General features: G+C 61.3%; 20 protein-coding genes and 1 pseudogene. 1 reads left to right on the top strand and 20 read right to left on the bottom strand.

Going from position 1 to position 23,361, the window contains the following annotated elements:
• Positions 1-2: 2 nt before the first annotated feature.
• The 20 genes and pseudogenes from CAI21_RS08530 to tssJ form a co-directional block, all read right to left on the bottom strand.
• Entirely contained in the window at positions 3-434 is a 432-nt protein-coding gene (locus CAI21_RS08530) for a hypothetical protein (protein WP_116301901.1), read from the bottom strand.
• A 59-nt stretch (positions 435-493) separates the two neighbouring features.
• On the bottom strand, positions 494-2,569 hold the full coding sequence (locus CAI21_RS08525) for a type VI secretion system Vgr family protein (RefSeq protein WP_116301900.1): 2,076 nt from the start codon (positions 2,567-2,569) through the stop codon (positions 494-496).
• A 49-nt stretch (positions 2,570-2,618) separates the two neighbouring features.
• Entirely contained in the window at positions 2,619-5,333 is a 2,715-nt protein-coding gene (gene tssH, locus CAI21_RS08520; protein ID WP_116301899.1) for a type VI secretion system ATPase TssH, read from the bottom strand.
• Positions 5,334-5,363: 30 nt separating this feature from the next.
• Positions 5,364-5,996: a type VI secretion system baseplate subunit TssG gene (locus tag CAI21_RS08515; protein WP_258868919.1), complete on the bottom strand. Its 633-nt coding sequence runs from the start codon at positions 5,994-5,996 to the stop codon at positions 5,364-5,366.
• 89 nt (positions 5,997-6,085) lie between these two features.
• Positions 6,086-6,361 (bottom strand): annotated as a pseudogene (locus CAI21_RS24755) (type VI secretion system baseplate subunit TssG); the annotation flags it as partial.
• Complete coding sequence (locus CAI21_RS08505; RefSeq protein WP_220347803.1) at positions 6,325-7,155, bottom strand: type VI secretion system baseplate subunit TssF; 831 nt, start codon at positions 7,153-7,155, stop codon at positions 6,325-6,327. The pseudogene CAI21_RS24755 and the gene CAI21_RS08505, both read right to left, overlap by 37 nt.
• On the bottom strand, positions 7,152-8,051 hold the full coding sequence (locus CAI21_RS08500) for a type VI secretion system baseplate subunit TssF (protein WP_181919325.1): 900 nt from the start codon (positions 8,049-8,051) through the stop codon (positions 7,152-7,154). Before CAI21_RS08500 ends, CAI21_RS08505 begins: the two co-directional genes overlap by 4 nt.
• On the bottom strand, positions 8,035-8,472 hold the full coding sequence (tssE, locus tag CAI21_RS08495; protein WP_116301895.1) for a type VI secretion system baseplate subunit TssE: 438 nt from the start codon (positions 8,470-8,472) through the stop codon (positions 8,035-8,037). Before tssE ends, CAI21_RS08500 begins: the two co-directional genes overlap by 17 nt.
• A 330-nt stretch (positions 8,473-8,802) precedes the next feature.
• Positions 8,803-9,456 (bottom strand): hypothetical protein, encoded by a 654-nt coding sequence (locus tag CAI21_RS08485; RefSeq protein WP_116301893.1) that lies wholly within the window; start codon positions 9,454-9,456, stop codon positions 8,803-8,805.
• Positions 9,457-9,614: 158 nt separating this feature from the next.
• On the bottom strand, positions 9,615-10,100 hold the full coding sequence (locus CAI21_RS08480; protein WP_116301892.1) for an Hcp family type VI secretion system effector: 486 nt from the start codon (positions 10,098-10,100) through the stop codon (positions 9,615-9,617).
• A gap of 260 nt (positions 10,101-10,360) precedes the next feature.
• Positions 10,361-11,890, bottom strand: a complete 1,530-nt coding sequence (gene tssC / locus CAI21_RS08475; protein WP_116301891.1) for a type VI secretion system contractile sheath large subunit — start codon at positions 11,888-11,890, stop codon at positions 10,361-10,363.
• 23 nt (positions 11,891-11,913) lie between these two features.
• Positions 11,914-12,462: a type VI secretion system contractile sheath small subunit gene (tssB, locus tag CAI21_RS08470; protein WP_116301890.1), complete on the bottom strand. Its 549-nt coding sequence runs from the start codon at positions 12,460-12,462 to the stop codon at positions 11,914-11,916.
• 80 nt (positions 12,463-12,542) lie between these two features.
• Positions 12,543-14,093: a type VI secretion system protein TssA gene (tssA, locus tag CAI21_RS08465; protein WP_116301889.1), complete on the bottom strand. Its 1,551-nt coding sequence runs from the start codon at positions 14,091-14,093 to the stop codon at positions 12,543-12,545.
• Positions 14,093-15,142: a type VI secretion system-associated protein TagF gene (gene tagF, locus CAI21_RS08460; protein WP_116301888.1), complete on the bottom strand. Its 1,050-nt coding sequence runs from the start codon at positions 15,140-15,142 to the stop codon at positions 14,093-14,095. The genes tssA and tagF overlap by 1 nt, the downstream gene beginning before the upstream one ends.
• A 1-nt stretch (position 15,143) precedes the next feature.
• Positions 15,144-18,791 carry a type VI secretion system membrane subunit TssM gene (gene tssM / locus CAI21_RS08455; protein ID WP_116301887.1) on the bottom strand — a complete coding sequence of 1,216 codons (3,648 nt, stop codon included), beginning with the start codon at positions 18,789-18,791 and terminating at the stop codon, positions 15,144-15,146.
• Positions 18,788-18,988 (bottom strand): DotU family type IV/VI secretion system protein, encoded by a 201-nt coding sequence (locus tag CAI21_RS08450; protein WP_147305060.1) that lies wholly within the window; start codon positions 18,986-18,988, stop codon positions 18,788-18,790. The genes tssM and CAI21_RS08450 overlap by 4 nt, the downstream gene beginning before the upstream one ends.
• Positions 18,973-19,557 carry a type IVB secretion system protein IcmH/DotU gene (gene icmH, locus CAI21_RS08445; protein ID WP_116301885.1) on the bottom strand — a complete coding sequence of 195 codons (585 nt, stop codon included), beginning with the start codon at positions 19,555-19,557 and terminating at the stop codon, positions 18,973-18,975. Before icmH ends, CAI21_RS08450 begins: the two co-directional genes overlap by 16 nt.
• A 6-nt stretch (positions 19,558-19,563) precedes the next feature.
• Positions 19,564-20,280, bottom strand: a complete 717-nt coding sequence (tssK, locus tag CAI21_RS08440) for a type VI secretion system baseplate subunit TssK (RefSeq protein ID WP_181919324.1) — start codon at positions 20,278-20,280, stop codon at positions 19,564-19,566.
• 11 nt (positions 20,281-20,291) lie between these two features.
• Entirely contained in the window at positions 20,292-20,888 is a 597-nt protein-coding gene (tssK, locus tag CAI21_RS08435; RefSeq protein WP_116301883.1) for a type VI secretion system baseplate subunit TssK, read from the bottom strand.
• 85 nt (positions 20,889-20,973) lie between these two features.
• Positions 20,974-21,444, bottom strand: a complete 471-nt coding sequence (gene tssJ, locus CAI21_RS08430) for a type VI secretion system lipoprotein TssJ (protein WP_116301882.1) — start codon at positions 21,442-21,444, stop codon at positions 20,974-20,976.
• A 917-nt stretch (positions 21,445-22,361) separates the two neighbouring features.
• On the opposite strand from tssJ, the gene CAI21_RS08420 reads away from it, so the two are divergent.
• On the top strand, positions 22,362-23,333 hold the full coding sequence (locus CAI21_RS08420) for an NAD(P)/FAD-dependent oxidoreductase (RefSeq protein ID WP_181919323.1): 972 nt from the start codon (positions 22,362-22,364) through the stop codon (positions 23,331-23,333).
• Positions 23,334-23,361: the final 28 nt, after the last annotated feature.

Genomic DNA, 23,361 nt, shown 5'->3' with positions numbered 1-23,361 from the left:
GGTTAGTTCAACTCGATAGTGGCGCTCTGGAAAGTCATCCGCTTCTCGGCGAAGCCGTCCAGCCGCTTGCCGTCGATGACGATGCGGCCGTCGGCGCTCAGCTCGACGGTGCTTTCGCCGGCTTGCAGCACCAGCTTTTTCCCGGCCGTTAAGTGCAGGCGGCCGTCTTGGTAGCGGAAGGGGATGTCCTCGCCCGCCCGGCGCAGGCGGCCGGTGACGATGACGGCCTCGGCGGCGCGCGGGTCGGGGGCGAGGGTGACGGTGTCGCCTTCGGCGAGGTAGTCGACGTGGCTTAAGTGGCCGGCCACCGGTAGGGTGAGGCCGTCGTGGCGGGCGACGGTGAGCGCTTCGCCGGCGCGGGCGCTGACCACCGTGGCCAGTTCGCCGGTGGCGGTGGTGCGAGCGTGGGAGATCGGGGTGATGTTGTTGTTCATGCAGCGCTGCTCCTTAGCAAGGCCGGGGCGCCGTGCGCCCCCGTGGTATTCGACGGGTTTTAGTTCTCGCCGAGGTTTTGGCCCTTGATGGCAATGTTGCCGCCAGTAATCTCGACCTTGGGTGCATCCACGGTGAGGTTGCCGTCGGCGGTGATTTCGATCGCGCCGCCGCTTTGGCCGATGTGGATATTGCCGTTGCCTTGCCCTTTGACGGTGATCGCACCGGCCGAATCCAGGGCGAAGTCGCCCTGTTCGACGAGGAAGCGGATGTCTTCGTCGGCGACGTTGAGGGAGAAGGCGTTGCCGGTCTGCACCACCAGGTCTTGGCCGGCATCGAGTTCGAGGTCTTGGTTCTCGGCGGTGACGCGTACGTTCTCGTCGGCTTTGAGCAGGAAGTCGGTGGCGGCCTGGTATTCGATCTCGCCTTCTTTGGTCATCAGCCGTTGCGATTGCTCGACGGTGATGTCTTGATCGGCGCCGACTTCCACCGTTTGGTTCTCGCCGGATTCGATGAGCATGTTGCGCCCGGCGTAGAGTTCGACGTCGCCCTTCTCGCTCGCCATCCGGAGTTTGTGCGCACCTTCGGTGGCGTCAAGCGTGAGGATGTTCTCGCGGTCGCGGGTGAACAGCTCGATACGCTCCTCGCCCAGCCGGTCGTCCATCACCAGTTCGTTGCCGCCCCAGGTGCGCAGCACGTTTTGGCTGCGGTTTGCGGCGGTAACGGGGCTTGGGGTGTTGGCGTTGTTGAGCGCGCCGAGGATGAGCGGGCGGTCGAGGTCGCCGTTGAGGCAACCGACCAGCACTTCGGTGCCGGCGTGCAGCGGGAAGTGGATGCCGTGCTCGCCGCCGCCGTAAGGCTGCATCAGCCGCACCGGGTGGCTGGCCTCGGCGTCCGGCCGGTCGCTTAAGTCAAACGGCAGGCGGATGCGGTAGCGGCCGTCTTCGTCGACGTGGGCGTAGTCGCCGCCGGCGGTTTCCACTTGGCCGTGGAAGGTGGTGGCCGTCTCGCGGCGTTTCTCCAACACCGGCGGGCGGTACGGCGTGCCGGCACGGATCAGGTGCAGGGTGTTTTCGTAGGTCATGCCTTGGGCGTCGCCGCCGTAGGCTTGGGCGGCGTTCTGATCGCCGCTATGCTCGACGGCGATCACCAGCCAGTCGCCGTTGACGGCGCGTTCCGGGCAGTCGCTGAGCGACAGCCGCCGCCCCGGCATCAGGCCGCGGCAGTCGCTGCGCATGATGACGACGTCGCGCTGCCAGTCGAGCAGCTCCTGCCGCAGCTTGGCTAAGCGTTGCCCCTCGGCATCGTCGCCGAAGTGTTCGCCATAGAGGTAGGCCGTGCCAACGGCGTAGACATCGGAGCGGGTTTCGGTCTCGACTTCCAGCCGCTGGTCGGGGGTGCGGTCGTTGCTGTCTTTGAGGATAAGGTTGGCGGTATTTACCGCCCACTCGCGGCTGAACTGAAACACGGCCTCGGACAGGCGGTCTTGCCCGCTTTGGACGACATACGGCAAGTGCACCATGCCGAGCCGTTCGGACAGGGCCGAGGCATCGTCGGCGAACAGGACGACGGCGCGGCGTTCGGTTTGTTCGAAGCCGAAGAAGACGCCGTCGAAGGCCAGCTGGCGGCTGATGAAGTCGTAGTCGCTCTCGTCGAACTGCACGATGTACTCGCGCTGCGGGTAATCGCCGTTAAGCTCGAACTCGAACGCCTCGCTGCCGATGCCGGCTTCCTCCAGCACCTCGGTGACGATCTCCTCGACGGTTTTGTCGAGGAAGACGCGATTATGGCGGGCCTTTTTCAGCCGCCACAAGGGGGAGCTTAGCTCCAGGCGGAAAACCGGCCCGTCGCTGCCCTCGCGGGTGAAGTTCACTTTGCTGATCACGCCGTGAATCCGGCTTTTCTGGCCCGACCAGCGCATCGATAAACAGGCCTCGGAGCCGAGTAGCGGGTTGCCGTCGAAACCGGTCGGCGCCGTGGCCTCTATGATGAAACAGTAGTCGTCCGATAAGACGTGCCGTTGTGACTTGAAGCCGGTTACCGTAAAGGTGCCGGCAGCTACTTGTTGGATGTCCAGCTCGTAGTGGCTAGTGCTGGCCCCTACTCTGCCGAGCATATCTTGCGCTGTATTACTCATCCCGTTCTTGCGCCTCCCTAGCTCCTGATGTCTGCGCGTTAACCGCAGGTTACGCTTCTACCGCGGTCAACGGTTCTGGTTCCAGATCCGCGAACACGCAGCTCAACTGGCCGTTCTCATCGCGCTCCAGCGTCAAGAGATCCGGCATGTCATCGTCTGCCATAAAGCCGAGCAGGCTGTGGGCGATGCCCGGCAATAGGCGTTGTTCCAGTAAGGCTTCGACGAAACGCGCACCGCTGTCGCTGACGTCGCACTGGGCGGCGAGGTAGTCCACCACCTCGGGTTGGCAGCGCAGTTGGATGTTGTGCGTGTCGTGTAAGCGTTTGGCGACGGCATCGAGCTTGAGGGCGATGATGTTCTTCAACGCCTCGCCGTCGAGCGGCCGGTACGGCACCACTTGCATGCGCGCCAACAGCGCCGGTGCGAAGCGGTTGAGTAGATACGGTTTGATGGCCTCGTTCAGCTCGCCGTTGCTCGGCGGGGTCCACTCGGCGGCGGGCTCCGCCGTTGCATCGGCGGCTTCGGCCTCCACCACGGTTTCCGCTTCCTGCGGCGGCAGGCAGAGGTCCATGAGCTGCTCGGCACCGAGGTTGGACGTCATCAGAATGACGGTGTTGCGGAAGTCGATCTCGCGGCCTTCGCCGTCGCGCATGAAACCGCGGTCGAAAACCTGATAGAACAGGTTCATCACGTCCGGGTGGGCCTTTTCGACTTCGTCGAGCAAGACCACGGAGTACGGCCGTTGGCGCACGGCTTCGGTCAGCACGCCGCCTTCGCCGTAACCGACGTAGCCCGGCGGCGAGCCTTTGAGCTGGGAGACGGTGTGGGCTTCCTGGTATTCGCTCATATTAATGGTAACGAGGAAGCGCTCGCCGCCGAATAAGGTGTCGGCGATGGCGCGGGCGGTTTCGGTTTTACCCACGCCGCTAGGGCCGGAGAGCAGGAACACGCCCAAGGGGCCGTCGGCCTTGCGCAAGCCTGCTTTGGCGGCGCGCAGGCTCTGGCCGATGGCGGCAATTGCCGGCTCCTGGCCGATAACGCGGCCGGCCAAGCGGTCCTCGAACTCCATGAGGGTGGCTGCTTCGTCGCGCATCATCCGGCCGACCGGCACGCCCGTCCAGTCGGCGACGACGCCGGCGACGGTGGCGGCATTCACCTCGGCCTGCACCATGGCGCTTTCGGTTTGCAGCTTGGCCAGCTCGCCGCGTTCGCTGAGTGCGGCGGCGCGCGTCTGCTCGGCGTTGTCGCCGCCGTTGGCAAGCGTTTGCTGGTGTTGCTGGATGCGCTGCACCAGCTCGCGCTCGGTCTGCCACTGCCTTTCCAGCTCCTGCATCCGAGTGCGAGTGTTGTTGAGTTCCTCGCGCAGGCTCTCTTGCAGGCGCTCGTCTACCGGCAGGCCTTGCCGCCTTTCTTCGGCAAGCGCTTCCAGGCGCCGCTCGATGAAGTCGGCATGCTCGCGCGCCGCTTCCAGCTCCTGCGGCTGACTGGCCTGCCCCAGGCGAATACGGGCGGCGGCGGTGTCGAGCAGGTCGATGGCTTTATCCGGCAACTGGCGGCCGGCGATGTATCGATGCGACAGGCTCACCGCGGCGACCACGGCGTCGTCGGTAATCGGCACGCCGTGGTGCTTTTGGTAGTGCTGCTTGAGGCCGTTGAGCATGAGGATGGCGCGCTCTTCGTCCGGCTCGTCGACTTTGACGACCTGGAAGCGGCGCTCTAGCGCGGCGTCGCGCTCGAAGTATTTTTTGTACTCGGACCAGGTAGTGGCGGCAACGGTGCGCATTTCGCCGCGGGCCAGGGCCGGCTTGAGCAGGTTGGCCGCGTCGCCCAGACCGGCTTCGCCGCCGGCGCCGATCAGGGTGTGCGCTTCGTCGATGAAGACGATGGTCGGCTGGTCGGCGTTTTTCACTTCTTCGATGACTTGCTTCAGGCGTCGCTCGAATTCGCCTTTGACGCTGGCTCCGGCCTGTAACAGGCCGAGGTCCAAGCCGTGCAAGCGGACGCCTTTGAGTTCTTCCGGCACCGAGCCTTCGGCGATCTTTAGCGCCAGCCCTTCGACCACGGCGGTTTTGCCGACCCCGGGCTCGCCGACCAGGATCGGGTTGTTCTTACGGCGGCGGCAGAGAATGTCGATCACCATGCGGATTTCTTCGTTCCGCCCCAGCACCGGGTCGATACCGCCGGCGGCCGCCTTGGCGGTGAAATCGGTGGTGTATTGCGCCAGCGCGCTGTCTTCGCGGCTACCGCTACCGCCGCTCGCTGCGCTACCGCCGGCAGCTTTGGGTTGCTCAACGGCTTGCGAGAGCAGGCGCGGACCTTCTTCGCGTAGCCGCTCCAGCGGGATCTCTTCCAAGGCTTCGAAGGCCACGGCGCCGGGCAGACGCGGCGCCAGCTCGATGAGGGCGTCGATCAGGCTGATGGTTTCGATGCGATCGCCGCCGTAGTGCAGGCTACTCGCCAACCAGGCGCGCTCGAACCATTGGAACAACACGGCGGAGAACGCCGGCTTGCTCGGATTGCCTGCCCGCAGACGGGCGATGTTTTCCATCACCCCGCTCCACAGGCGATCCTGATCGATACCGAAGTGGGCGAGAATCCGCTCGGCATCGCGGGCGCCGTCTTTTTCAAGCAGCTTAACGACAACGTGTTCCACCTGGACTTCGTAGTCGCTGCGAGCGCCGGCGAACGCGGCGGCGGCCTCGACGGTTTTTGCGCAATAGGGGCTAAGGCGCTCAAGCAGGATTCGAATTTCTTTGTTATTCATGGGTCTGCGATCCTTCGTCGTTGTCTGATCTTAAGCGGCGTTGGCGAGCGTTTCGGATGCCGCTGCGCCGTTTTGGTTATTACCGGCTTGATCGCCGCTCAAGCGAATATCGTAGGTGTAGGCCGAGCCATCGCCGAGCCAGGTCGACCAGCCCAGGCGTAAGCCTTCCTCGCCCAGACGGCGGCCCGAGCCGGCTTCGGCCTGCACTTTCAGGACGATCTCGAACTCGCGGCTACGGTCGAGATAGGCCGACACGGCGCCCAGTAAGCGCTGCCCTTCTTTCTGCTGCGGCAGCAACGCCTTGGCATCTTTGGCCTCCAGCGTGCCGACTTCGATCCGCACCCGGCCGCCGGCTACCACCATGGCATCGCCCAGCAGGCTTTCGCCTCCCAAGGCGATGCCTTGGCCGAGGCCGACGTTGTTGTCCATCTCCACCCACTGCGGCACGCGGTCGAAGACTTCGACGTCTAGCCCCGGTAGTAAGCTGCGGACCAGGTTGCGCAAGCCGGCCGCCGAGCGTACGCGCCGACCGCTCAAACCGGCACTGCTCGGCACGTCGGCATCCGCCATACGGCCGCCGATGGCGGCGAGGTTCGCTCGATATACCGAGTCCGGCCGCTCGGCCAGCGGATGCTCCAAGCGCCAGGCTTTGTACAGCAGCACGTAGAGCCGGTGGTTGAACACATCCAAGAAGGCGCGCAGCGTGGCGGAGCCGGGTTCGTCGCCGGTGGTTTTATCGAGAAGTAATGCGGCATCGGCGCATCGACGCCGTACAGGCCGAACACGTTGGCCCGCAGCTCTAAGGTGCCGTCGTCCTGTAAGGTGCAATCGCGCAGGTCGGCGCCCGGAAACACCAGCTCCGGCACCGGCCGAACCCGCAACCATTTATCCAGCGCGCCGCCCAACTCGCCGCGATCGCGCCACAGCGTTTCCAGCACCCGTAGGGCCTGGAAGAATTCATACTGGCTGGCGTCGGCCAGCAAGTCCTCGATCAGAGCGGGGAGCTTTGGCCAAGTCGGGGTGCCCATACGAACTCCTGGTGCGACGGTTGGCAGACGATCCGCGTCTGAATGAATTCATTAAGATTAGCCGATAAGCTGAAGAACTGGTGCAGCACCTGCCCGAGCAGATAGATATCGGCCTTGGACAAAAAGTGCTCTTCTTGCAGGGAAACGGTGATCTCCAGCCCCCGATGTAAGATGCCGTGCATCATCCGGTTCATCGGCCGCGCTTCGGCCCCGACCACGCCTTCGATCGCCGGCGCGTTATCGGCACGCTCCGTCCAATCGAACAGCTTCAGCAACTGTTGCAGCGCATCGCGATCGGCGAAGGAGCCGACATTAAGGGCGAGCAAGGCATTCAAACGCCATGGGTATTCGCTGGCCGACGGCGGCTGCCACAAAGGCGTGGGCCGGGTGATATTGCGGAATTTCACCCCGCTTGGGATATCCGAGGTGGAGACGGTAATCTGATCTTCGTGCAGATACTGCCGCGGCACATGACCGTTGCAGGCCGTAAGGTCGCAGGACAGACTCTCCGCCTCGAACTGATCCGAGCCGCCGACGGTGATGTAGGCCAGCGGCATGCCGGTACCGTGATCGCGCCGAGTGGTGTGGTAGTAGCGGTCGCCGTCGCGGCGCAGACGCAGGGCGTACAACGGCTGGTATTCGTTGATCGTGCCGGTGCGGTATTCGCGACCGCGTACCGAGTCGACGCTGTAGATCTGCACCTCGTCGCGCAATTTCACGTCGGCTACCAAGCGGTATTCGGTGCTGCGGTGGTCGACTTCCACCGGCTCGCTTTCTTCGGCAAACAAATTCACTGCGGGTACGCAGTACAACCGTATATTCTCGGCGCGAGCTTATGCTCGGGCGGCAAACGCATGCCGCACTGGAGCTCGATCTCAAAGCGCTGGCAGTCCTCCGGCCATTTAATCTTTTGCAGCTGCTCAAGCGCGACGAAGAGAAACTTCTCGCGCGCGCAGAAGTAATCGTGCAGTAAGGCGAACCCGGGCTGGCCGCGCTCGACCAGCGGCAACATGGCCTCTTCCGGCTCCAGGTGCATGGGGCGCATGCACGCCTGCCCGCCGAGTTCGATAACCTTTGTCTGGCCGGCTTCTTCGACGTGCACCCGCACCCGCTGCAAGCCGTGGCAAAAGCCCTGATAGAGCGCCAGCGCCAGCGGCTGGTCGGCGTGCAGGAACAGCGGCAGCGCGTCGAGTTCCAGGTCTTCCAGTGCGGCGGTGCCGTCGAGGCGGAAAGCGAGCCGAATCGAGGTGTAACTGTTGGCCTCCTCGGCGGTGACGCGTTCGATCGACAACGGCATAACGCGCACATCGCGTAGGGTTCGGAAACGGCAGGCAACGCCTTGCTTGCCGACCGGCACGGAGCAGACTTCGGAGCCGCCCTCGATGGTGCAGTCCGCCTGCCGATGACTTTCGGGGCGAAACTCCATAATGGCCGTCGAGGGGTAAGGGCTTAGCTGCTGCGGGCAAACCTGGGCCAGCAATTGTTGGCTGATGGCGGTTTCGCTGGCTTCGATGCGCTGGCGAATGCTGGCCGTCAAGTAAGCGGTGCCTTCCAGCAACCGCTCGATGTAAGGGTCGCGGTCGCGCAGTTCGCTCAAGTTGAGCATACGCGCCTGTTCGGGATAGGCGCGGGCGAATTCTTGCGCGGCCTCGTGCAGGAGGCGCATTTCCGCTTCAAAGTAGTCGCGCATGGTTACCTCGCACGCCCGTGTCGTTGATACGGGCATGCCCTCCAGTTTCGAAGAACGTCTTGAATTGGGCGAACGAGCCGTCCGCCAAGGCGCCGACGACCTCCAGCGCCACCACGCAATCGTGCCGGTCCTGCGCGGTGACATGCACCTGCACGTGTTTCAGGCGCGGTTCGTAGCGGGTAATGACGTGTTGCACGGCGGCGGCGAAGTCTTCCAGCGAATAGGGCAATTCGCTGTACAAGCTCGGCACGTCGGGCATGCCGTAGTCGGGTAAATGTTGCAAAACCCCGGAACGCGAGTTGAGCAAACGTGTCAAATGATCTCGGATGCTGCGCACGGTGGACTCGGCGTCGTGTCGCTCGCCGAGCGAGCTGCCGTCCTCGTAGCGCCCGAGTAGTATGTCGAACAAAGCTTGAGCCATGCCGCTATATGCCCTGCGCTGAGATTACAATTTCGCTGCGGAGCGACGCGGAAACTCTGTTTCGGCAACCGGCAAACTCGCTGCGGGACCGCCTCATCATGGTTGCCGTCGCTCTAAGACAGCGTTTCAAGAACCCGCGCCCAGCCGCCGAGCACGGCAAGGATGCAAAGAGTGTTCGGATGCGTCTATTGCACTTTTGAATTTCCAATAATGCTTTTTCCAGAAGCTCGACGGTCTGCCAGGTCGGATGGGCCGTGTCCCGCCGATGACCCTCGCCATAAATCACGCTATAGATGTCCCTGACCGCTTGCACTTCTTCCGGACGCAAGCTCATTCCGCACTCCCCCATTCATCCAGGATATCGAAGAACGAGATCGGCAACTCGGCCGTACTGAAACCGCTGGCATGGAATTCTAAATAACGGTCCTCGAACTGCTCATTCACCACCGCGCCATATGCCGTCCAGCCACGCTGGTTATCCCCTAAATCGGCAAGGTAAACGGTGTGATCGCTATAGCGAACAATGCGAGGAGACTCTTCTCCCGAAAATGTCGCTCCTTTCGCTTGGAGAGCGGCACGCCACAGACTGGCTACGGGTTCCGATGGCGGTATTTCCACATCGCCTTTATGCGTGAACATGACCTTCGGGAAGTCGGACACAGGAATTGCATCCTGTTCCTGAACGTCGAGAAGCCTCGACCATTCTTCCGAGCTAACAACCGTTAAGGTCACCTCGCCCTGCGGCCAACGTATCCACACGCTTGGCTCCGCATCGGCAATTTTTATCCGCTCGAAGCCGGCGTCTACCGAGATACCGAAGATTCCCAACGAAACGGGAATTGCCGCGTCCGAAACAACAGGCAGCGTTCCATCCAATGCGGCAACCACGTCGCAACCGGCCCCTTCGCACGAAGCGACGATAGGGCTGGTGTAGATAGCACCTGTCAGTAACGCGGCAACCGCGAAGGTCGACAGTTTCAACATGGCATACCTCCATCAAAACAACAGCGCTGAGTCTGCTAGAAGACACGTACCTGCCTATGTTGCAGGCGACGCGCCCCAATAAGCTCGGATACTGCCCACGACGGACTCATCGGGCGAGAACCGGAGCCGGCTGCGCCGGCTCCAGTACACAGGCCCAATTACCGGCCTTCGTTCCAGGAATCGGCGAACTCGATGTTGCCGTCCACGAAGGTCCAGGTGATGCGGCCGTAACGCATAGCGACTTCTTCAAGGTGCGGGTAACGCTCCTTGTCGAGGTCCTTAACGTTGTGCATCGTCGGCTTAACGGAAGTGATCTTCACGTCGTGCAGCGTGTGACGGAAGTATTCCTTCTCGTTGCCGGTGTCGTCGATGCGATACCAACGCAGGGTCAGCTCTTTCAGGGTCTGACCGTTGCTGCACGCTTTGTACAGGTACGGAGAAGCACTGTCGAACGCCTTGGTGATGACGAACGGTTCGTGCTTACGGGTACCCGTCAGAGCGCCGGTATCGTTGTCGGTCGGGATACGCAGTTCGTGATCGAAGTGCAGAACTTCGATGCTGCCTTCCCGGTCGGCGACAGTAACGGCACCTTCGATGTCGTTGCCTTGATCGTCTTTGATCCACATATAGGCAGGAATTGCCATTAAGATAACCTCCTGTTGACAGAAATAGCGTCCTAGTAAAGCCGGCGGTCGCTGCCACGACCGACCGGCCCTACCAACCCCGAGCCTAAGAGTGGGCGGGTGCCCGCTCCCCTGTTCGAGGTCATGCTCTTCACGGACGGACGAGCCGACCGTCGCCGGACACATACCCCGGCGATCGTCCCGATGGGACGACGAAGTTTGTCGACCTGGGCGTTAAGTGGCGCGAACGCCCGCCCAACCCCCGGTCGGCACCCTCCGGTTTAGCCGCCTTTACCTACAGGCAGCTGCGAAACCAACGACAGCTGAATATCCACACCTTCGATCTGGAAGTGCGGCATCACAGCCATGTTGACGCGGTAATAGCCCGGGTTTTCCGGAATTTCGAGCACTTCGACGAAGCCGTCGCGCAGCGGGTGAGTCGCCACCAGTTCCGGGTCCGGGTTGTTCATCTTGGTGACCAAACCTTGCAGCCAGTCGTTCAGCTCGTTCTCCAGATCCTGCCGGCTCTTGGACGCGCCGATGTTCTCCCGTTGCAGCACTTTCAGGTAATGCGACAAGCGCGATACCAGGTAGATGTACGGCAAGCGCGAGTTAATACGGCTGTTGGCCGTGGCTTCGGCGGTGCTGTACTCGGCCGGCTTTTGCGTCGAGTTGGCGGAGAAGAAGCAGGCGTAGTCGCTGTTCTTGTAATAGCTGAGCGGAATGAAGCCTTGGTCGGCGAACTCCAGCTCTTTGGTCTCGGAGATAAGAATCTCGGTCGGAATCTTGGCCTGCACGCCACGGCCGATGTCGTAGTGATGCAGCGGCAGATTCTCGACTTTACCGCCAGCCTCGGGGCCGCGAATGTTCACCGTCCAGCCGTGATCCTTGAAGCTGCGCGACATGTTGGCGGCGAACGCGAACGTAGCGTTGCCCCACAGGTATTTGTCGTGAGTCTGGCCGTTGACGTTCTCTTCGTAGTTGAAGGAGCGTACCGGGTTGCTCTCGCCGTAGGGCATGCGCAGCAAAAAGCGCGGCAGTACGAGGCCGACGTAACGGGAGTCTTCCGTTTCGCGGAAACTGCGCCAGCGGGTGTACTCGGCCTTCTCCATGTAGGAGGCCACGTCCTGGATCTTCGGCAGTTCTTCGACGGAGTCCTTGCCGAAGAATTTGGAGCCGACCGAGCCGAGGAACGGGCAGTGCGACGCGGCGGATACCTTGGAGATTTCCTGCAACAAGGTGATGTCCGGCGGCGAGCAGTCGAACTCGTAGTTGGAGATCACCGTGGAAATCGGCTGACCGCCCGGGGTGTCGTACTCCTGCACATAGAGGTGGTTGTACAAACCGGACTGGGTGACGTCGGGCACGTCCTCGAAGTCTTCCAGCAGCTCCTCTTTGGAAACGTCCAGCAGCTCGACCTTAATGTTGGCTTTCGGATCGGAACGATCGACCAGGAACTTAAGCCCCCGCCAGGCCGACTCGATCTGCTGGAACTTCTCATGGTGCATGATCTCGTCGAGCTGCTCGCTCATCGCTTTGTCGATGCGCGCGATGTACTGGTCGACCAGCGTTTTGTCGATACGCTCGACCCGGTGCTCGCTGCTGCTGGCCAGGTCGAGAAAGACCTGCAAAGCCGCCGTTAGGCGCTTTTCCAACGGCACGTCGGCCAGGACCTTGTCCTGGAAGGTGTCGATGCTGACCCGCTCGCCGACCGGATTGATATTGACCATGCCGCAGAGGCGCTCGTAGATCGAACCTTCCTCGACCTCGACGGCAGCCCCTGCTTGTTGCGTTTGTTCTTGCGTCGCCATGACTATGCGTCCTCCCCTCGATCTCAGGCCTTGTCGCCGTCGCCTTCGCCGTTCGACTCAGGCTGTGCGGTGGCGTCTTCGGTCATCGGCGCCAGCTCTTTCAGCTCGGCCATCAGCCCTTCCAACTCCGGCTGGCTTTGCAGTACCCGCTCCAACTCGCGGCGGAACTTGCCGTTGTCGAGCAGGTTGGATTTCAAGTCGGTGAGCAGATTGCGCATGGCCAACATGTTGTTCAGCGCCGGCACCTGCTTGGCGACCTGCTCCGGATGGAACGATTTGAAGCTGTCGAACTTGAGATCGACTTTGATCTCGGAGTCGTCGTCGCGCAGCTTGTTATCCACCGTGTAGCTGATCGACGGCGATAGATCCTCAAGGACCGACTCCAGGTTGTTACGATCGATCTGCACCCGCTCGCGCTCGGCGATTCGGCCGCTGCTCTTACCGTTGCTGTAGTCGCCCATAACCAAGAGCTTGAGCGGCAGCTCCAGCTTCTTTTTCGCGCCCCCGGTCTCGACGTCCAACGTGATATTTACGCGTGCCTTCGGCACTTCGTGTTGGAAACTCTTTGCCATAACCCTGACCTCCCCTTGTATGTCCGGTTTCCGTTGGCAGACTGCTCACCGGTACGATGCGCAGCCTCCGCTGAGTCCTATTAATAAATCGCTGCGGCGGCCGTCAGATCGGCCTGACAGATCTTGGCTTTCAATTGCGCCAGTTGCGCTTTGACATCCGCCTCGCTCAGCCCCGCCTTTTTGCCGCCCGACTTGGTCGCCTGCTCCAGCGCCCGCCAAACCTGTACGGCGAAGTCCGGCGCCCAGTTCGCCGCTCCGCTGTCTTCCAGCTGAGTGGCTAAGGCATGTAGCGCCGGATAGGCGAGTTCGGCGCGGCCTTGGCCAAGGCAAATCCGCGCCTTGGCTAGCGTGACGGCAGCGCGTTCGCGGGCGCTTTTCGCCGGGTGTGCGTCCAGCACCGCAAGCCCGGCCGCTAAACCGTCCGCCTTGGCGGCTGCCTTGGCGTCGGCTTCCGGAATATCGCTCTCGACCGCCGGCGCGGCATGACCACCGCCCTCGCCGCCCGCTTGCCGAAGCTCGTCGAGCCAGGCTTCGCAGCTTGCGGCAACGAACGGCTCGTCGTTGTCGTAGCGCAACTCGACGAGGCCCGGCAGGCGCTCCAACAGGCCTCGGGTTTCGTTAGCGATCAGCGCGGCCAATTGCGGCTGGTTCATCTGCGTCGCCGCCTGCTCGGCCCATTGCTGAAGCTGTAGGCAGAACTGGCCGCCGGGCTCCATAAAGGCCGATTCGCAAGCGAGGAAGGCATCTTCCCAAGCGTTTTTGCCCATCGCCGTTTCCACTGCCGCCAATGCCGGCTGCCGCGGCGCGGGAATACGCGTGCGACCGCCTTCGTTCGGCGGCAGGGGCATGCCGCCCCAGCGGAATGCCCGGGCATAGCCCACCATGCGCTGCCAATCGCGCTGCTGGCGTAGGTACGTCAGAATCTCGCGCGTGGCGCCGGTGAACTCTTTATCCGAGCCGATTTTGCCGCCTGCGGCACTGGCTGGCGGCGGCGGAGCCGATGGGGTAGGTTCGCGCCGCTGCGGCGCCTCTTTATTCGCGGCCGGCTGATCGTTACTCGGCGGCGCTGCCGGTGCGGACTGTTGCTGCGCCTTGAGCCGCTTGGCCACCGCTTCTTTTAACTCCCGCCACGGCGGAACCATATCGGGTAGCCGCTCGCCGATTTGGGCAAGCAACGCTTTGATCGCCTCCTGCAAGGATTCCAGGGCAGCGGCATCGGAGGCGTCCGGCACGTGCTCAACGAATGCGACAAAACGCGGGTTGTTTAACCAATCGATCGCTGCCTGCCGGGCATTCGGCCGCTGCGGATGGCATTGCTCCCACCAGTTCTCAAGCACGAAGGTATAACCGCGCACGACGTCGGCGAGCGCGGCAACGCCTTCTTCGCGCAATTCGGCTAAGGCGAGATAACCGAGAACGCGTAAATCCTTGCTTTCTTTCGAGAGGACGCTCGCGGCCAACTCTTTAATGCGGTCGAAATCCGTCCCGCTCAGCTTTTCGACTTCGGTTTTAATCGCCGAAAAATCGTCGCTGTAGCGCGGATCTTCGCCGCAGGGGTTGTCACCCGCAAGCGGCGTTTGAATCAGCGACAACATTTCGCCGGCCTCGATAGCGGTAGCCGCCTCGCCCATCAGCTACCACCTCCGCCGCCGAAGCCGAACATAAAGTCCAGCAAGTGGCCTTCTTCCATCTGCGCCAGGCGCTGCGCCAGTGCCGACGGGGATACGCCTTCGGCAGCTTCCTTCTCGATGTCGAGCACCGAGCCGTCCCGCAGGTCGGGCTGGAAGCAATGCCCCAGGTACGCCGCCGGCACCGGGCGGAAAAAGACGGTCAAACCGCCCTTATGCGTATCTGTGGCGTAGCTCCAGAAGTAGTTCGGCCGCCATTGGCCCGGGCCGATAACGCCGTCGATCAAGCGCAACCAGAACACCAATACGCCTTTTGCCTGCGCCGGGTCGGCCGGTAGCGGCACGCGCATGCCCCAGGTCACCCGCAGCGGCGTGCGCCGCACGACCTGCTGCAAGGCTTCGACGAAGGTGTGAATCAGCGCCGCGCGCTGCTCGACGCTTGCCCCGGGCAAACAGGCATGAAATGCCGCCACCGGCGTCTCGCGCAGCAAATCGATTTCGACCGCGCTCAACGATTCGGGCGATTCGGCGCGGCCCGCCCCCTTTAATACGTCGATACAACCCGTCAGGGTGCTGAACGGTTCCGTCCGCCATTGCTGACGGCTGATGTCCGCCGCCCCCGAGAAGAAGGTGTCGTAGGCCAGGGGAATGCCCGCCGGTCGTTTCGCCAGCCAATGCGGCTGCGGCAGATCGAAAATAACGAACGGATACTGTCGGCCGCTTTGGTCGCTGCTCGGAATCAGCGTCGCCAATACCGTTCGGTCGTCGGCGGAACCGCTGAACACGCAGTGCTGGACCGGGGCCTCCGGGTACATCTTGTCGCCTTGCAACGCCGTTCGCCGCGACAATAAGGCGTGTCCTTCCTGAACCCATTGATCGATGGCCAGCACTTCGCGCTGTTTGACGTTGTATTTAATGAAGTCCGCGCGGATCGGCAGCTTACCGAAGCAACCGACTAACTCCTCGACCGAATCCGGCTTGACGGGCTTAGCTTGTTTCGCCTGTTTGGCCGGTTTAGCGGCCGCCCGATTCTGTTTCAGGAACCCGAACATTTCAGCGTCCTCCTCGCGAGCTGTTTACCGCCCAGATATCTACGCCTGCGAACGGGTCGGCCGGTAGGCCGAAGCCGATCAGCTGCCGCCGAAACACGTTATGTTGACGGTCGGCCCGGACGCGAAAACGAACAGTGACGGGGGAACCGTTGCTACCTTCCAACTCCCATTCGGCGAGATAGACCGTGCCGCCTTCGTGGCTGATCTTGGCATCCCGTAGTAAGTGGAAGAGCCCCCAATGGCCGGTGGCCCGTTGTTCGGCCCGCACCTGCCCGCGTTGGGAAACGCCGGATACCCGCGCGCCGATACGATCGGCATCGCCCGGCCAGGAGAAGCGCCGCCACTCTTGCGGCTCATTGCGGTAGCGATAAACGTGGCCGTTGGTCTCCAGCACCATCTCGCTTAGCCCCCGCACCGGTACCGGATATACGTGGAACGTCATATCGGGGTCCATGCCGCCGCGGCGGAACAAGCTGTAGCTGACATGGCGAGCGCCGCCCAGAGAGCGCAGGAAGTCTTGGCTAAAGCCTAAGCCCAGCCCTAGCCAACGACGCTCTTCCCATCCCTGTCGCTCTTCGTCGATGAAGGCGGAGAGGTCCCGCTCGATGTAGTTCCACAACACGCCGTCGTCCGGCCGGAAGAATTCCGCGACATCGTCGACGGCGGCATCCGGGCCGTTAGCGGCGAACGGAAATTTGCCGTTAATCTGCTGGCGGTAGACGTTAAGCACGTTGTTCCGCCAGTCGCGCTGAACCTGCTGCCGAGCCTCGGTGAGCACAGCCCCCCAAGCGAAGCGAATCGGCTCGATCAGGAACGGCTCCATGGCCTGCCGGGTGCGCATTTCGGTGCCGCTGAGCAGGCCGTTGGTCATGACCCAGCCGCCGTAGAGTTCGCTTTGCGCACCGCCCGTCAGCATGCCGGCCGCAAAGTTCTTCGCTTCCCGCGCCGGATCGACGGAAGCGGCAATACGCTCCAGGTCGTTCTTCGCGCCGGAGAGCACGGTGAGATACTGGCTCATCGGCTCGCTGACGCTTTGCTGCTCGGCGGGGTTGGCGAAACGGCGCAAGTCGGCCAGGCGCACGTCCAGCTCGGCGACCCGGTTGTAACCGCTCATGGCATCGGCCATCCGCTCCGGCGAGATGTTGCCGCCGCGCAGACGGGAGACATCGCGGTCGGTGAGGTTGATGTTGCGGGCTGTCGCCTGCATCAACTCGGCAATCGGCCCGTCGCTACGTGCCAACTGATTAAGGATGGACACGCCCTCTTCCAGCGAGCCGAAGCGCCGCGGCGTCACACTACCCAGGAACGTCAGCCAGTTTTCGGCGTAGTCGCGGAAGTAGTACTCGCGAATGGCACGTTCCAGGTGCTGGGCCAGCTCGTAATCGACGACTTCGTCTTCGGAGTCGGCCTCGCCCGGGTTATCCAGCTCTTCGCTCAGCACCCAGTCGCCGCGGGTCGCGCCTTCGACGACCAGGGCAATCTCCGCCCGCACAAAGCTATCCCACGCCTTCGCGCTATACACGCCCGGCACTTGGTGATCGCTACGCAGTACTCGGCGGTTCTGGCCGGTGACCAGATCGTCGACACCGATAGGCTCGAAGTCGACGTTGCCTTTGTTGACGATCTGCTCGTAGAGCTGTTCGGCATTCGGCGGCGTCCGCAGGTGATTCTGCGCCTGAGTGATAAGCTCATTGCGCGGCTCCCACTGGATATCGCCTTCGCGGGAGAGATAGAAGCGCACCATGCGCTCCATATGCGGCGCCCGGTTGCGAACTTCCCGATACGGCTGATCGACGTCGGCAAAAGCGACTTGCTGTGCCCACAGGTCGGCCAACAGCGGCGTGGCTTCGTCGATGTCCAAGCGTTCCGGCACGCGAACGGTCATGAGGTAGACCTTGAGCGCCTGATAGTAATTATCGCGCAACCGCTCGCGGCCCTGGTTGTCGGCTGTCTCCCAATGGCGCGCGTGATTCTCTAACCGATGCTCCAAGGAACGGACGATTCGGTCGCGGAACATGCCGTCCATGGTGGTTTCGAGTACCGACTCCAGTGCCGGAATCTGCCGATGCCCGGTGTAAACACCGATTCGGGAGACGAGCGGACGATTCTGCTGGTACTCCAAGAGGGTGTGGTAATGGTCGTACACCCCTTCCAGCGCGCGATACTGCTGTTGCGGCTCGGCATACCCGGTGCGCACGACCTGGCGCAGTTCGGACACGGCACTGGTGCCGCTGGCAAGCAGTAAGCCGTTAGTCGTGAAGGCGCCGCTGAGGGTCAACACGGTGCCGACGATCACAGCCAGCGCAGACCCTAGAGCCGCACCCTTTAGCCAACGCTCGGTAAGAATGCGGCGACGGTTACCGCGCACCAACGACTGCAACGGGAAGATGACGTCGGTGAACAGGTTTTTAATAAAGTAGGCTTTCGGTTGCCCGGTGCGCGCGGTCGGCTCCTGCGCAAAACCGAACGCTTGCCGTAAGTTACCGACCAAACGCTGTAACGGTGTACCTTCCTGCGTACCGCTGGTGAAATAAACTCCGGCGAAACGCGGCGTCTCCTGGTACGGGTTGGCACGGAACAGCAGGTGGATAAACTCAGTAAGCTTATCGGTCGCAGCGTCGAACTGGTTCGGGAAGTCGAACAAGGTCGCCTTGCGCGTCATGTTCCGCTGCATGGCGAGCTTACGCAGGCGCAGCTCGCAGAGCTTGCCGTAGAGCTCCCGCATCCGCTCCTCGAACACGGTAGCGGGGTCCTGCTCTTCGTCGGTTTCCAGCAGGTAAGTACCCCAGACCTGGTTACGCTCGGTTTCGCTCAGATCCTCGAAATAGGTTTCGAAGCCTTGGATCAGGTCGCACTTGGTGAAAACGATGTAGACCGGGAACACCAACCCGAGCTGCTGCATCAGCTCGTTGATACGCTCGCGCAGGATCTTTACGTGACGTTCCAGCCCCTCGCTATCCGCCGTCAACAAGTCGCTGATACTGATACAGATCAGTACGCCGTTAATCGGCATCCGCGGCCGGTTACGGCGCAACAAATCGAGGAAGGTCAACCACTCTTCGCGGTCGTCATCCTCGGTGGTGTAGCGGCCGGCGGTATCGAGCAGAATCGCCTGATCGGAGAACCACCAGTCGCAGTTACGGGTGCCGCCGAAGCCGCGCAAATGCAGATCGTCGGCATTTGCGTAGGGGAAATGCAGACCCGATTGCCGCAACAGGGTACTTTTACCGGCCGCCGAAGGGCCGATGATCATGTACCACGGCAGCGCGTAAAGCGCGGCCTTGCCGCGATAACCCGCGCCTAGCTCGGAAGACTTCAACGAGGCGATCGCCTCGTTCATCTTCTCGCGAATCGACTCCAGCTCCGCGGCGCGATCGTCGTCGCCGCCCTCGCCCTGCTCGGAGAGATCGTTTACCAAGCGATCGCCCTTGCGGGTGCTGACGAACAGTTTAATGCCGAAGTACAACGCGGCCACAAGCACGGCGCCGCCGATCATCATCAGGCGAGTGCTGGCGGAAGTAATGCCTAACAGCGGACCGGCATACCAGATAAGCGCAATGACCGCGATCAGGCCGATTAGCGAACTGCCGAAGCGGGAGATGACCAACCGCTGCAGAATAGAGAAGACTTGCATCCAGCGCCCGCTCATTCTTCGCGCCCCCTGCCCTGGCTGTTATTGCTGCGCGTGCGTGCTTGCCGAGCCGCATAATGATCGGCCAAGGCAGCGGCCTCACGCTCGATATTCATAACGCTACGATCCGTCACGTTATAAGTTACGGTTGCGTAACCGGCGTAGCCGAAGAACACAACGGCGGCGGTTACCACGCCGATCACCCAAAACGGCACGTGCGCCCTACACGCGAAAAGACGCTGGTTTGCACCGCCCCATCGGGGGATAAACGCGGGTCGGCAACGCCCCGATAGCCGTCGATCTGGCTGCGCAAATCGACCTGCAAGGCCATCAGCTGCTCCAGGCCGCGCAACTTGTATATGCCTTCGAATCCAAGTTGTAGACAAACGTAATACAGCTCGAGCAGATTGACGTTCTGCTCGCCCCCTTGACGGAGCTTATTCAAGCGCTCGAAGAAGCCTTCTCCGGCTAAATGTTCGCCGAAGAATTCCAGCTGCAACGGACGGCCCATCCAGTCCAAACGACCGGGCCATTCCGAGGCCATCACCGCCTCGTCGATAAACGCTGCCAGAGCATACTTAGCGTCCTGCACGGTAGCCGTATCGATCTGCCGCTCGAACGCCATCCGCTCCAGCACGTCAAAACCGCCAAGCACCTGCTCGCGAAAATCGTCGGGCAGGTTCAACTGCGCGTCGCGCTCCGCCCGCAGCGGCGCAACCAGCGCAAACAGCTGTGCGGAGCACTCCAGCAGGGGGTTAATCTTGAGATCAACCTTTTCTTCCATGTTTTATTACTCGTTAACCGTGACGATTTCTATGCGAGCGCCCTTGAAGGTGAGCGGCATGTAGAGCGCTAATGTTTGGTGTTCGCAAACGCGCTGCCAGAAATCGCCTGCCTGTTCGAGGCGGAAATATTCGTAACCACTCTTGATCGCCAAACGGCCGGGCGGCCGCTGACAGTGGGTGATGCGCACCCCAGGCAAGGCCGAACTCAAGATAAGTTCGATATCTTCCCGCGCACCGCATTTGGCTTGGCGGGCAAACTCGGCAACCCAGCTCGGATCGTGATCGTCGTGCAGCACCGCGAGGAAAATACTCGCGCCCTGCAGCAAGCGGATGTCGACGTTCTCGGCTTTGTAGAGCGCGTCGCTCTCGCGTTGGAGCTTGATGCCTGCGCTTTGCTTGGGCATCACGTCGGTCAACAACACGCGCAGCATTTCGTCGAAACGCTGAAAGACCGAGGTGAGGTCGCCGTGCGAATACTGCGGCAATTCGCCCGCTTTAGCGTCGGGCCGGAAAGCAACGAGGCTGGAAGCAAGCTGCGTCAATTCGGAGAACAAGCGCTCCGGGTGAAAACCGAGGTTGCCGCGTAAGTGCTGCAAAATGGCAAGTGCCGGTCGCAAGGTCTGCAACAACAGGAATTGACTCAAATCGCTGGCGCCGAGATCGCCGCCGGATGCTTCCTGGCGCTCGCTCAGCACGCGAACTTTGGCCTGCATCAACTGCATCAAGCCATCCATCAACTCGATGCCGCCGGCGCAGCCTCAAGATGACAGACCGGAGGCACGAACTTTTTATTCAGGGCGAATGCCCCGTCGACACCCCGCACCAGCTCCGCAAGCTTAACGGAGACAAAATGCTCCTGTGGTTCGCCGGTCTGGAACAATCGCAGGTTCGGCCGCCCGACCATGACCTCACGCACGCGCGCGGGATCGTGCTCGTCCGGAATCTGATCGAAGCTGGCGGCCCAGGCGCCAAGGCGACTATTGTTCTGATAGCCGGCAATACCGCTAACGCTGTCGTTGCTAGGGATAGCCAGCATGACCTCGACATGGTCGCCGCTGGCATCGAGCTGGCACGATAACGCCTCGTCGGCATTACCTTCGTAACTGACCAAACGACCGTCAGGGAAAATAACGTCGCAGGCAAGCAGCTTGTACTGCCCGTTGGCAAGCGAGTCGCTATCGATTCGGTGACTTAAAATTCCCCAATTAAACGGCGAGAGACTTTTAGCGCGAAGATGTTGGTATTTTTCTAGGTAGCGGTCCCACAGCTGAAAATGCTGCTGGCCGAGAAAAACCCCCTCGGCCCATACCACCTTCCGTAGCCCTTTCATGGCAAAGCGTCCTGGCAATAACTGGATGCATTTAGGAAACGTCGGGGCGCCTCAGCAGGCACCCCGATAACCGACAGCGGGACGATTAGTCCTCGACAGCGACGGTGTTCCCCCGAAGCGAAACTTTGATATTGCGCGACAAACGCCGCGTCACATAGTTGCTCGGCAACGGTTGAATGCTTTTCCAACCCTGTTCGCCAGGTTCGCGGAAAATCGCCACCGCACCGACATATTCGGCCTGATCGTGGCGATCCATTTCGAAACGGCGTTGATCGGCAGGGTCGATCACCACCTCTTCTTTCATGACTAGGCTGTCGCCTAGCGCGGCGATATCGTCTCGCCACAAATCTTCGAACGTAGCATTTTCGAATGCCTGTGCACTGGAGAGCTGATAAACCCTCACCACGACGGGCAAAGGTTCGTTAAACTCGTTCATGTTTAAGTTGGCGGTAGACGAAACGCCAACCCGCAAACTCGGCGATGCACACGCACTCAGCAACGCCGCGAGCAACAGCAGAAACGAAAGCCGCAAAGCGGCGCCGTTGGAGCCTTTCATGATCGCAATACCCCCTACGCGATATTGTTTTTTGCTTCAAATAAGCCAAAAATGCCGGTGTAGACACCTGTTCGCGCGCTCGTGCATAGGCCGCCACAAAAGTGGGTGCAACGAAATGCAGGTAGCGCAGTGTTTGATCTTCTTGAACGGTTTCGTTCTTTCCGCGACCGAACGTCGCCCGTAGCGCTTGTTTCCACGCATAGGCGGCGCTGCCGGTTTCCTTTTGCCCACGCTTTAAAGCCTGAGAAACGGCATCGTCGAGCGCGCTTAGCAAAGCGACTTGATGCGCCACGAGATCGTCAAATAGAATCTCTAAGCGTTGCGCACCTTCGTCGTCGTCGGACAGCCACTCGTTAATGACTTCTTGCGAGTCTTTGCCTCGAAAAGATTCGAATTCGTCGGAAAAATGCGAGATAACGGCAAGCCGAACTCTTCGCCAAAGCGCCGCTGCCCCTCGATCAGGCGCGCGAGCCCCTGCGCGATAGCACGGTCGGCGGTAATGTCGGACTGCGGCTTAGACTGGGCCCGTTGTTTTTGGCCCCGTTTAGATACAGCGCTGCCACGCACTGCTGCAGGTGCGGTATTCCCTGTTTCCATGTTCCCCCCGGCCACTCGCCATCGCTGTAAAAAGCCGACGCGAGTGCCATCGCAATTCCATAATCCGTGATTTTAGCCACTCCCTTATCGGCGAGACGGGCGGGAGCGGCTATGGACCAAATTAGTATCACTTTATGCAGCCAGGTGTCAATGCAAACGACGACCCAGAACCTTTTTCAAAACGCCTCCAAGCAAACCGCACGCGGCACACAAACGACTGTTAAAAAAGGCAATGTGAGAAAAAACTAAGAACACCTCCCGTCACGTAGCCGACCATGACACAATGGCTTTCGGGAACACGCAAGAACAAGGTACGCCGTATGAAAATAGCCCTCGTAGGAGCCGGTCTGGCAGGGCTTACCTGCGCCCAAAATTTACATAGGCAAGGACATTCGACAACGCTATTCGAAGCGTCCGCCAAGGTTGGCGGACGTACTGCATCGCCCGTCGGCAGGGCCGAAAATTTGGATGATGGCGCGCAGTATTTCACCGCTCGGGACGAGCGCTTCCGCCACCAAGTCCAACAATGGGTAGCCACCGGCCTCGCCGCAGAATGGCAGGCTCGCATCGGAACCTGGGAAGGCGGGCGCTTCTTCGAGCGGCTGGCGAGCGAACCCCGTTTCGTGGGCACGCCGGATATGAGCGGTTTTTGTACGGCTATGGGCGAACGACTTAGCGTGCGCTACGACCATACGGTGGTAGAAATAAACCGGCAAGGCGGCCAATGGACGCTATCGTTCGCGGACGAAACGGTTTCAACCGAGGCATTCGACGCTGTCGTTACCGCCGTACCGGCACCGATCGCCGGTAAGCTACTGACAGCCAATCCACAGTTGGCACAACAAGCGGAAACGGTTGCCATGTCGCGCTGCTGGGCGGTAGGGCTGAGATTTTCGCAGCGATTGCCGATTCCTGTCGACGGCGCTTTCTGCAAACATCCCGTTTTATCCTGGATTGCGCGCAATAACACCAAGCCCGGCCGTCACTGCGACGAGCAATGGTTGCTACATGCGACGCCGGAGTGGAGCGCTCAGCATGCCGGCCTTGCCGAGGACGAGGCCGCGACCCTGCTTATCGACGCATTTCAGGCGCTGACCGGCCATGCCGCACCGCCGCAAAAGGTCGCCGTTTACGAATGGCCTTATGCCGCAAGTCTGAACCCGCTGGACGCGGGTTACCTACTGGACGCGGAACTTAGACTCGGCGCCTGTGGCGATTGGTGTCACGGCAACCGGATCGAAGGCGCCTATTTAAGCGGCCTAAAATTGGCGGAAGCGCTCGGCAAGCTTTGAACGGGGAAAGTCGCTTTTGCCTCGCCCG

The organism is Alkalilimnicola ehrlichii, from assembly GCF_003399765.1.
Lineage (GTDB): Bacteria > Pseudomonadota > Gammaproteobacteria > Nitrococcales > AK92 > AK92.
Note: the sequence above shows the minus strand (reverse complement) of the source record. Positions and strands in the feature narration are given on the sequence as shown.

What these genes read in the sequence shown, in the direction of transcription:
- tssJ (WP_116301882.1), bottom strand. Translation starts at nt 21,444, where the DNA reads ATGAAAGGCTCCAACGGCGCCGCTTTGCGGCTTTCGTTTCTGCTGTTG.
- tssC (WP_116301891.1), bottom strand. Translation starts at nt 11,890, where the DNA reads ATGGCGACGCAAGAACAAACGCAACAAGCAGGGGCTGCCGTCGAGGTC.
- tssE (WP_116301895.1), bottom strand. Translation starts at nt 8,472, where the DNA reads ATGGCTCAAGCTTTGTTCGACATACTACTCGGGCGCTACGAGGACGGC.
- CAI21_RS08480 (WP_116301892.1), bottom strand. Translation starts at nt 10,100, where the DNA reads ATGGCAATTCCTGCCTATATGTGGATCAAAGACGATCAAGGCAACGAC.
- tssA (WP_116301889.1), bottom strand. Translation starts at nt 14,093, where the DNA reads ATGGGCGAGGCGGCTACCGCTATCGAGGCCGGCGAAATGTTGTCGCTG.
- tagF (WP_116301888.1), bottom strand. Translation starts at nt 15,142, where the DNA reads ATGTTCGGGTTCCTGAAACAGAATCGGGCGGCCGCTAAACCGGCCAAA.
- tssK (WP_116301883.1), bottom strand. Translation starts at nt 20,888, where the DNA reads ATGAAAGGGCTACGGAAGGTGGTATGGGCCGAGGGGGTTTTTCTCGGC.
- tssB (WP_116301890.1), bottom strand. Translation starts at nt 12,462, where the DNA reads ATGGCAAAGAGTTTCCAACACGAAGTGCCGAAGGCACGCGTAAATATC.
- tssM (WP_116301887.1), bottom strand. Translation starts at nt 18,791, where the DNA reads ATGAGCGGGCGCTGGATGCAAGTCTTCTCTATTCTGCAGCGGTTGGTC.
- CAI21_RS08420 (WP_181919323.1), top strand. Translation starts at nt 22,362, where the DNA reads ATGAAAATAGCCCTCGTAGGAGCCGGTCTGGCAGGGCTTACCTGCGCC.
- tssK (WP_181919324.1), bottom strand. Translation starts at nt 20,280, where the DNA reads ATGCAGTTGATGCAGGCCAAAGTTCGCGTGCTGAGCGAGCGCCAGGAA.
- tssH (WP_116301899.1), bottom strand. Translation starts at nt 5,333, where the DNA reads ATGAATAACAAAGAAATTCGAATCCTGCTTGAGCGCCTTAGCCCCTAT.
- CAI21_RS08525 (WP_116301900.1), bottom strand. Translation starts at nt 2,569, where the DNA reads ATGAGTAATACAGCGCAAGATATGCTCGGCAGAGTAGGGGCCAGCACT.
- CAI21_RS08500 (WP_181919325.1), bottom strand. Translation starts at nt 8,051, where the DNA reads ATGCGCGACTACTTTGAAGCGGAAATGCGCCTCCTGCACGAGGCCGCG.
- icmH (WP_116301885.1), bottom strand. Translation starts at nt 19,557, where the DNA reads ATGGAAGAAAAGGTTGATCTCAAGATTAACCCCCTGCTGGAGTGCTCC.
- CAI21_RS08530 (WP_116301901.1), bottom strand. Translation starts at nt 434, where the DNA reads ATGAACAACAACATCACCCCGATCTCCCACGCTCGCACCACCGCCACC.
- CAI21_RS08485 (WP_116301893.1), bottom strand. Translation starts at nt 9,456, where the DNA reads ATGTTGAAACTGTCGACCTTCGCGGTTGCCGCGTTACTGACAGGTGCT.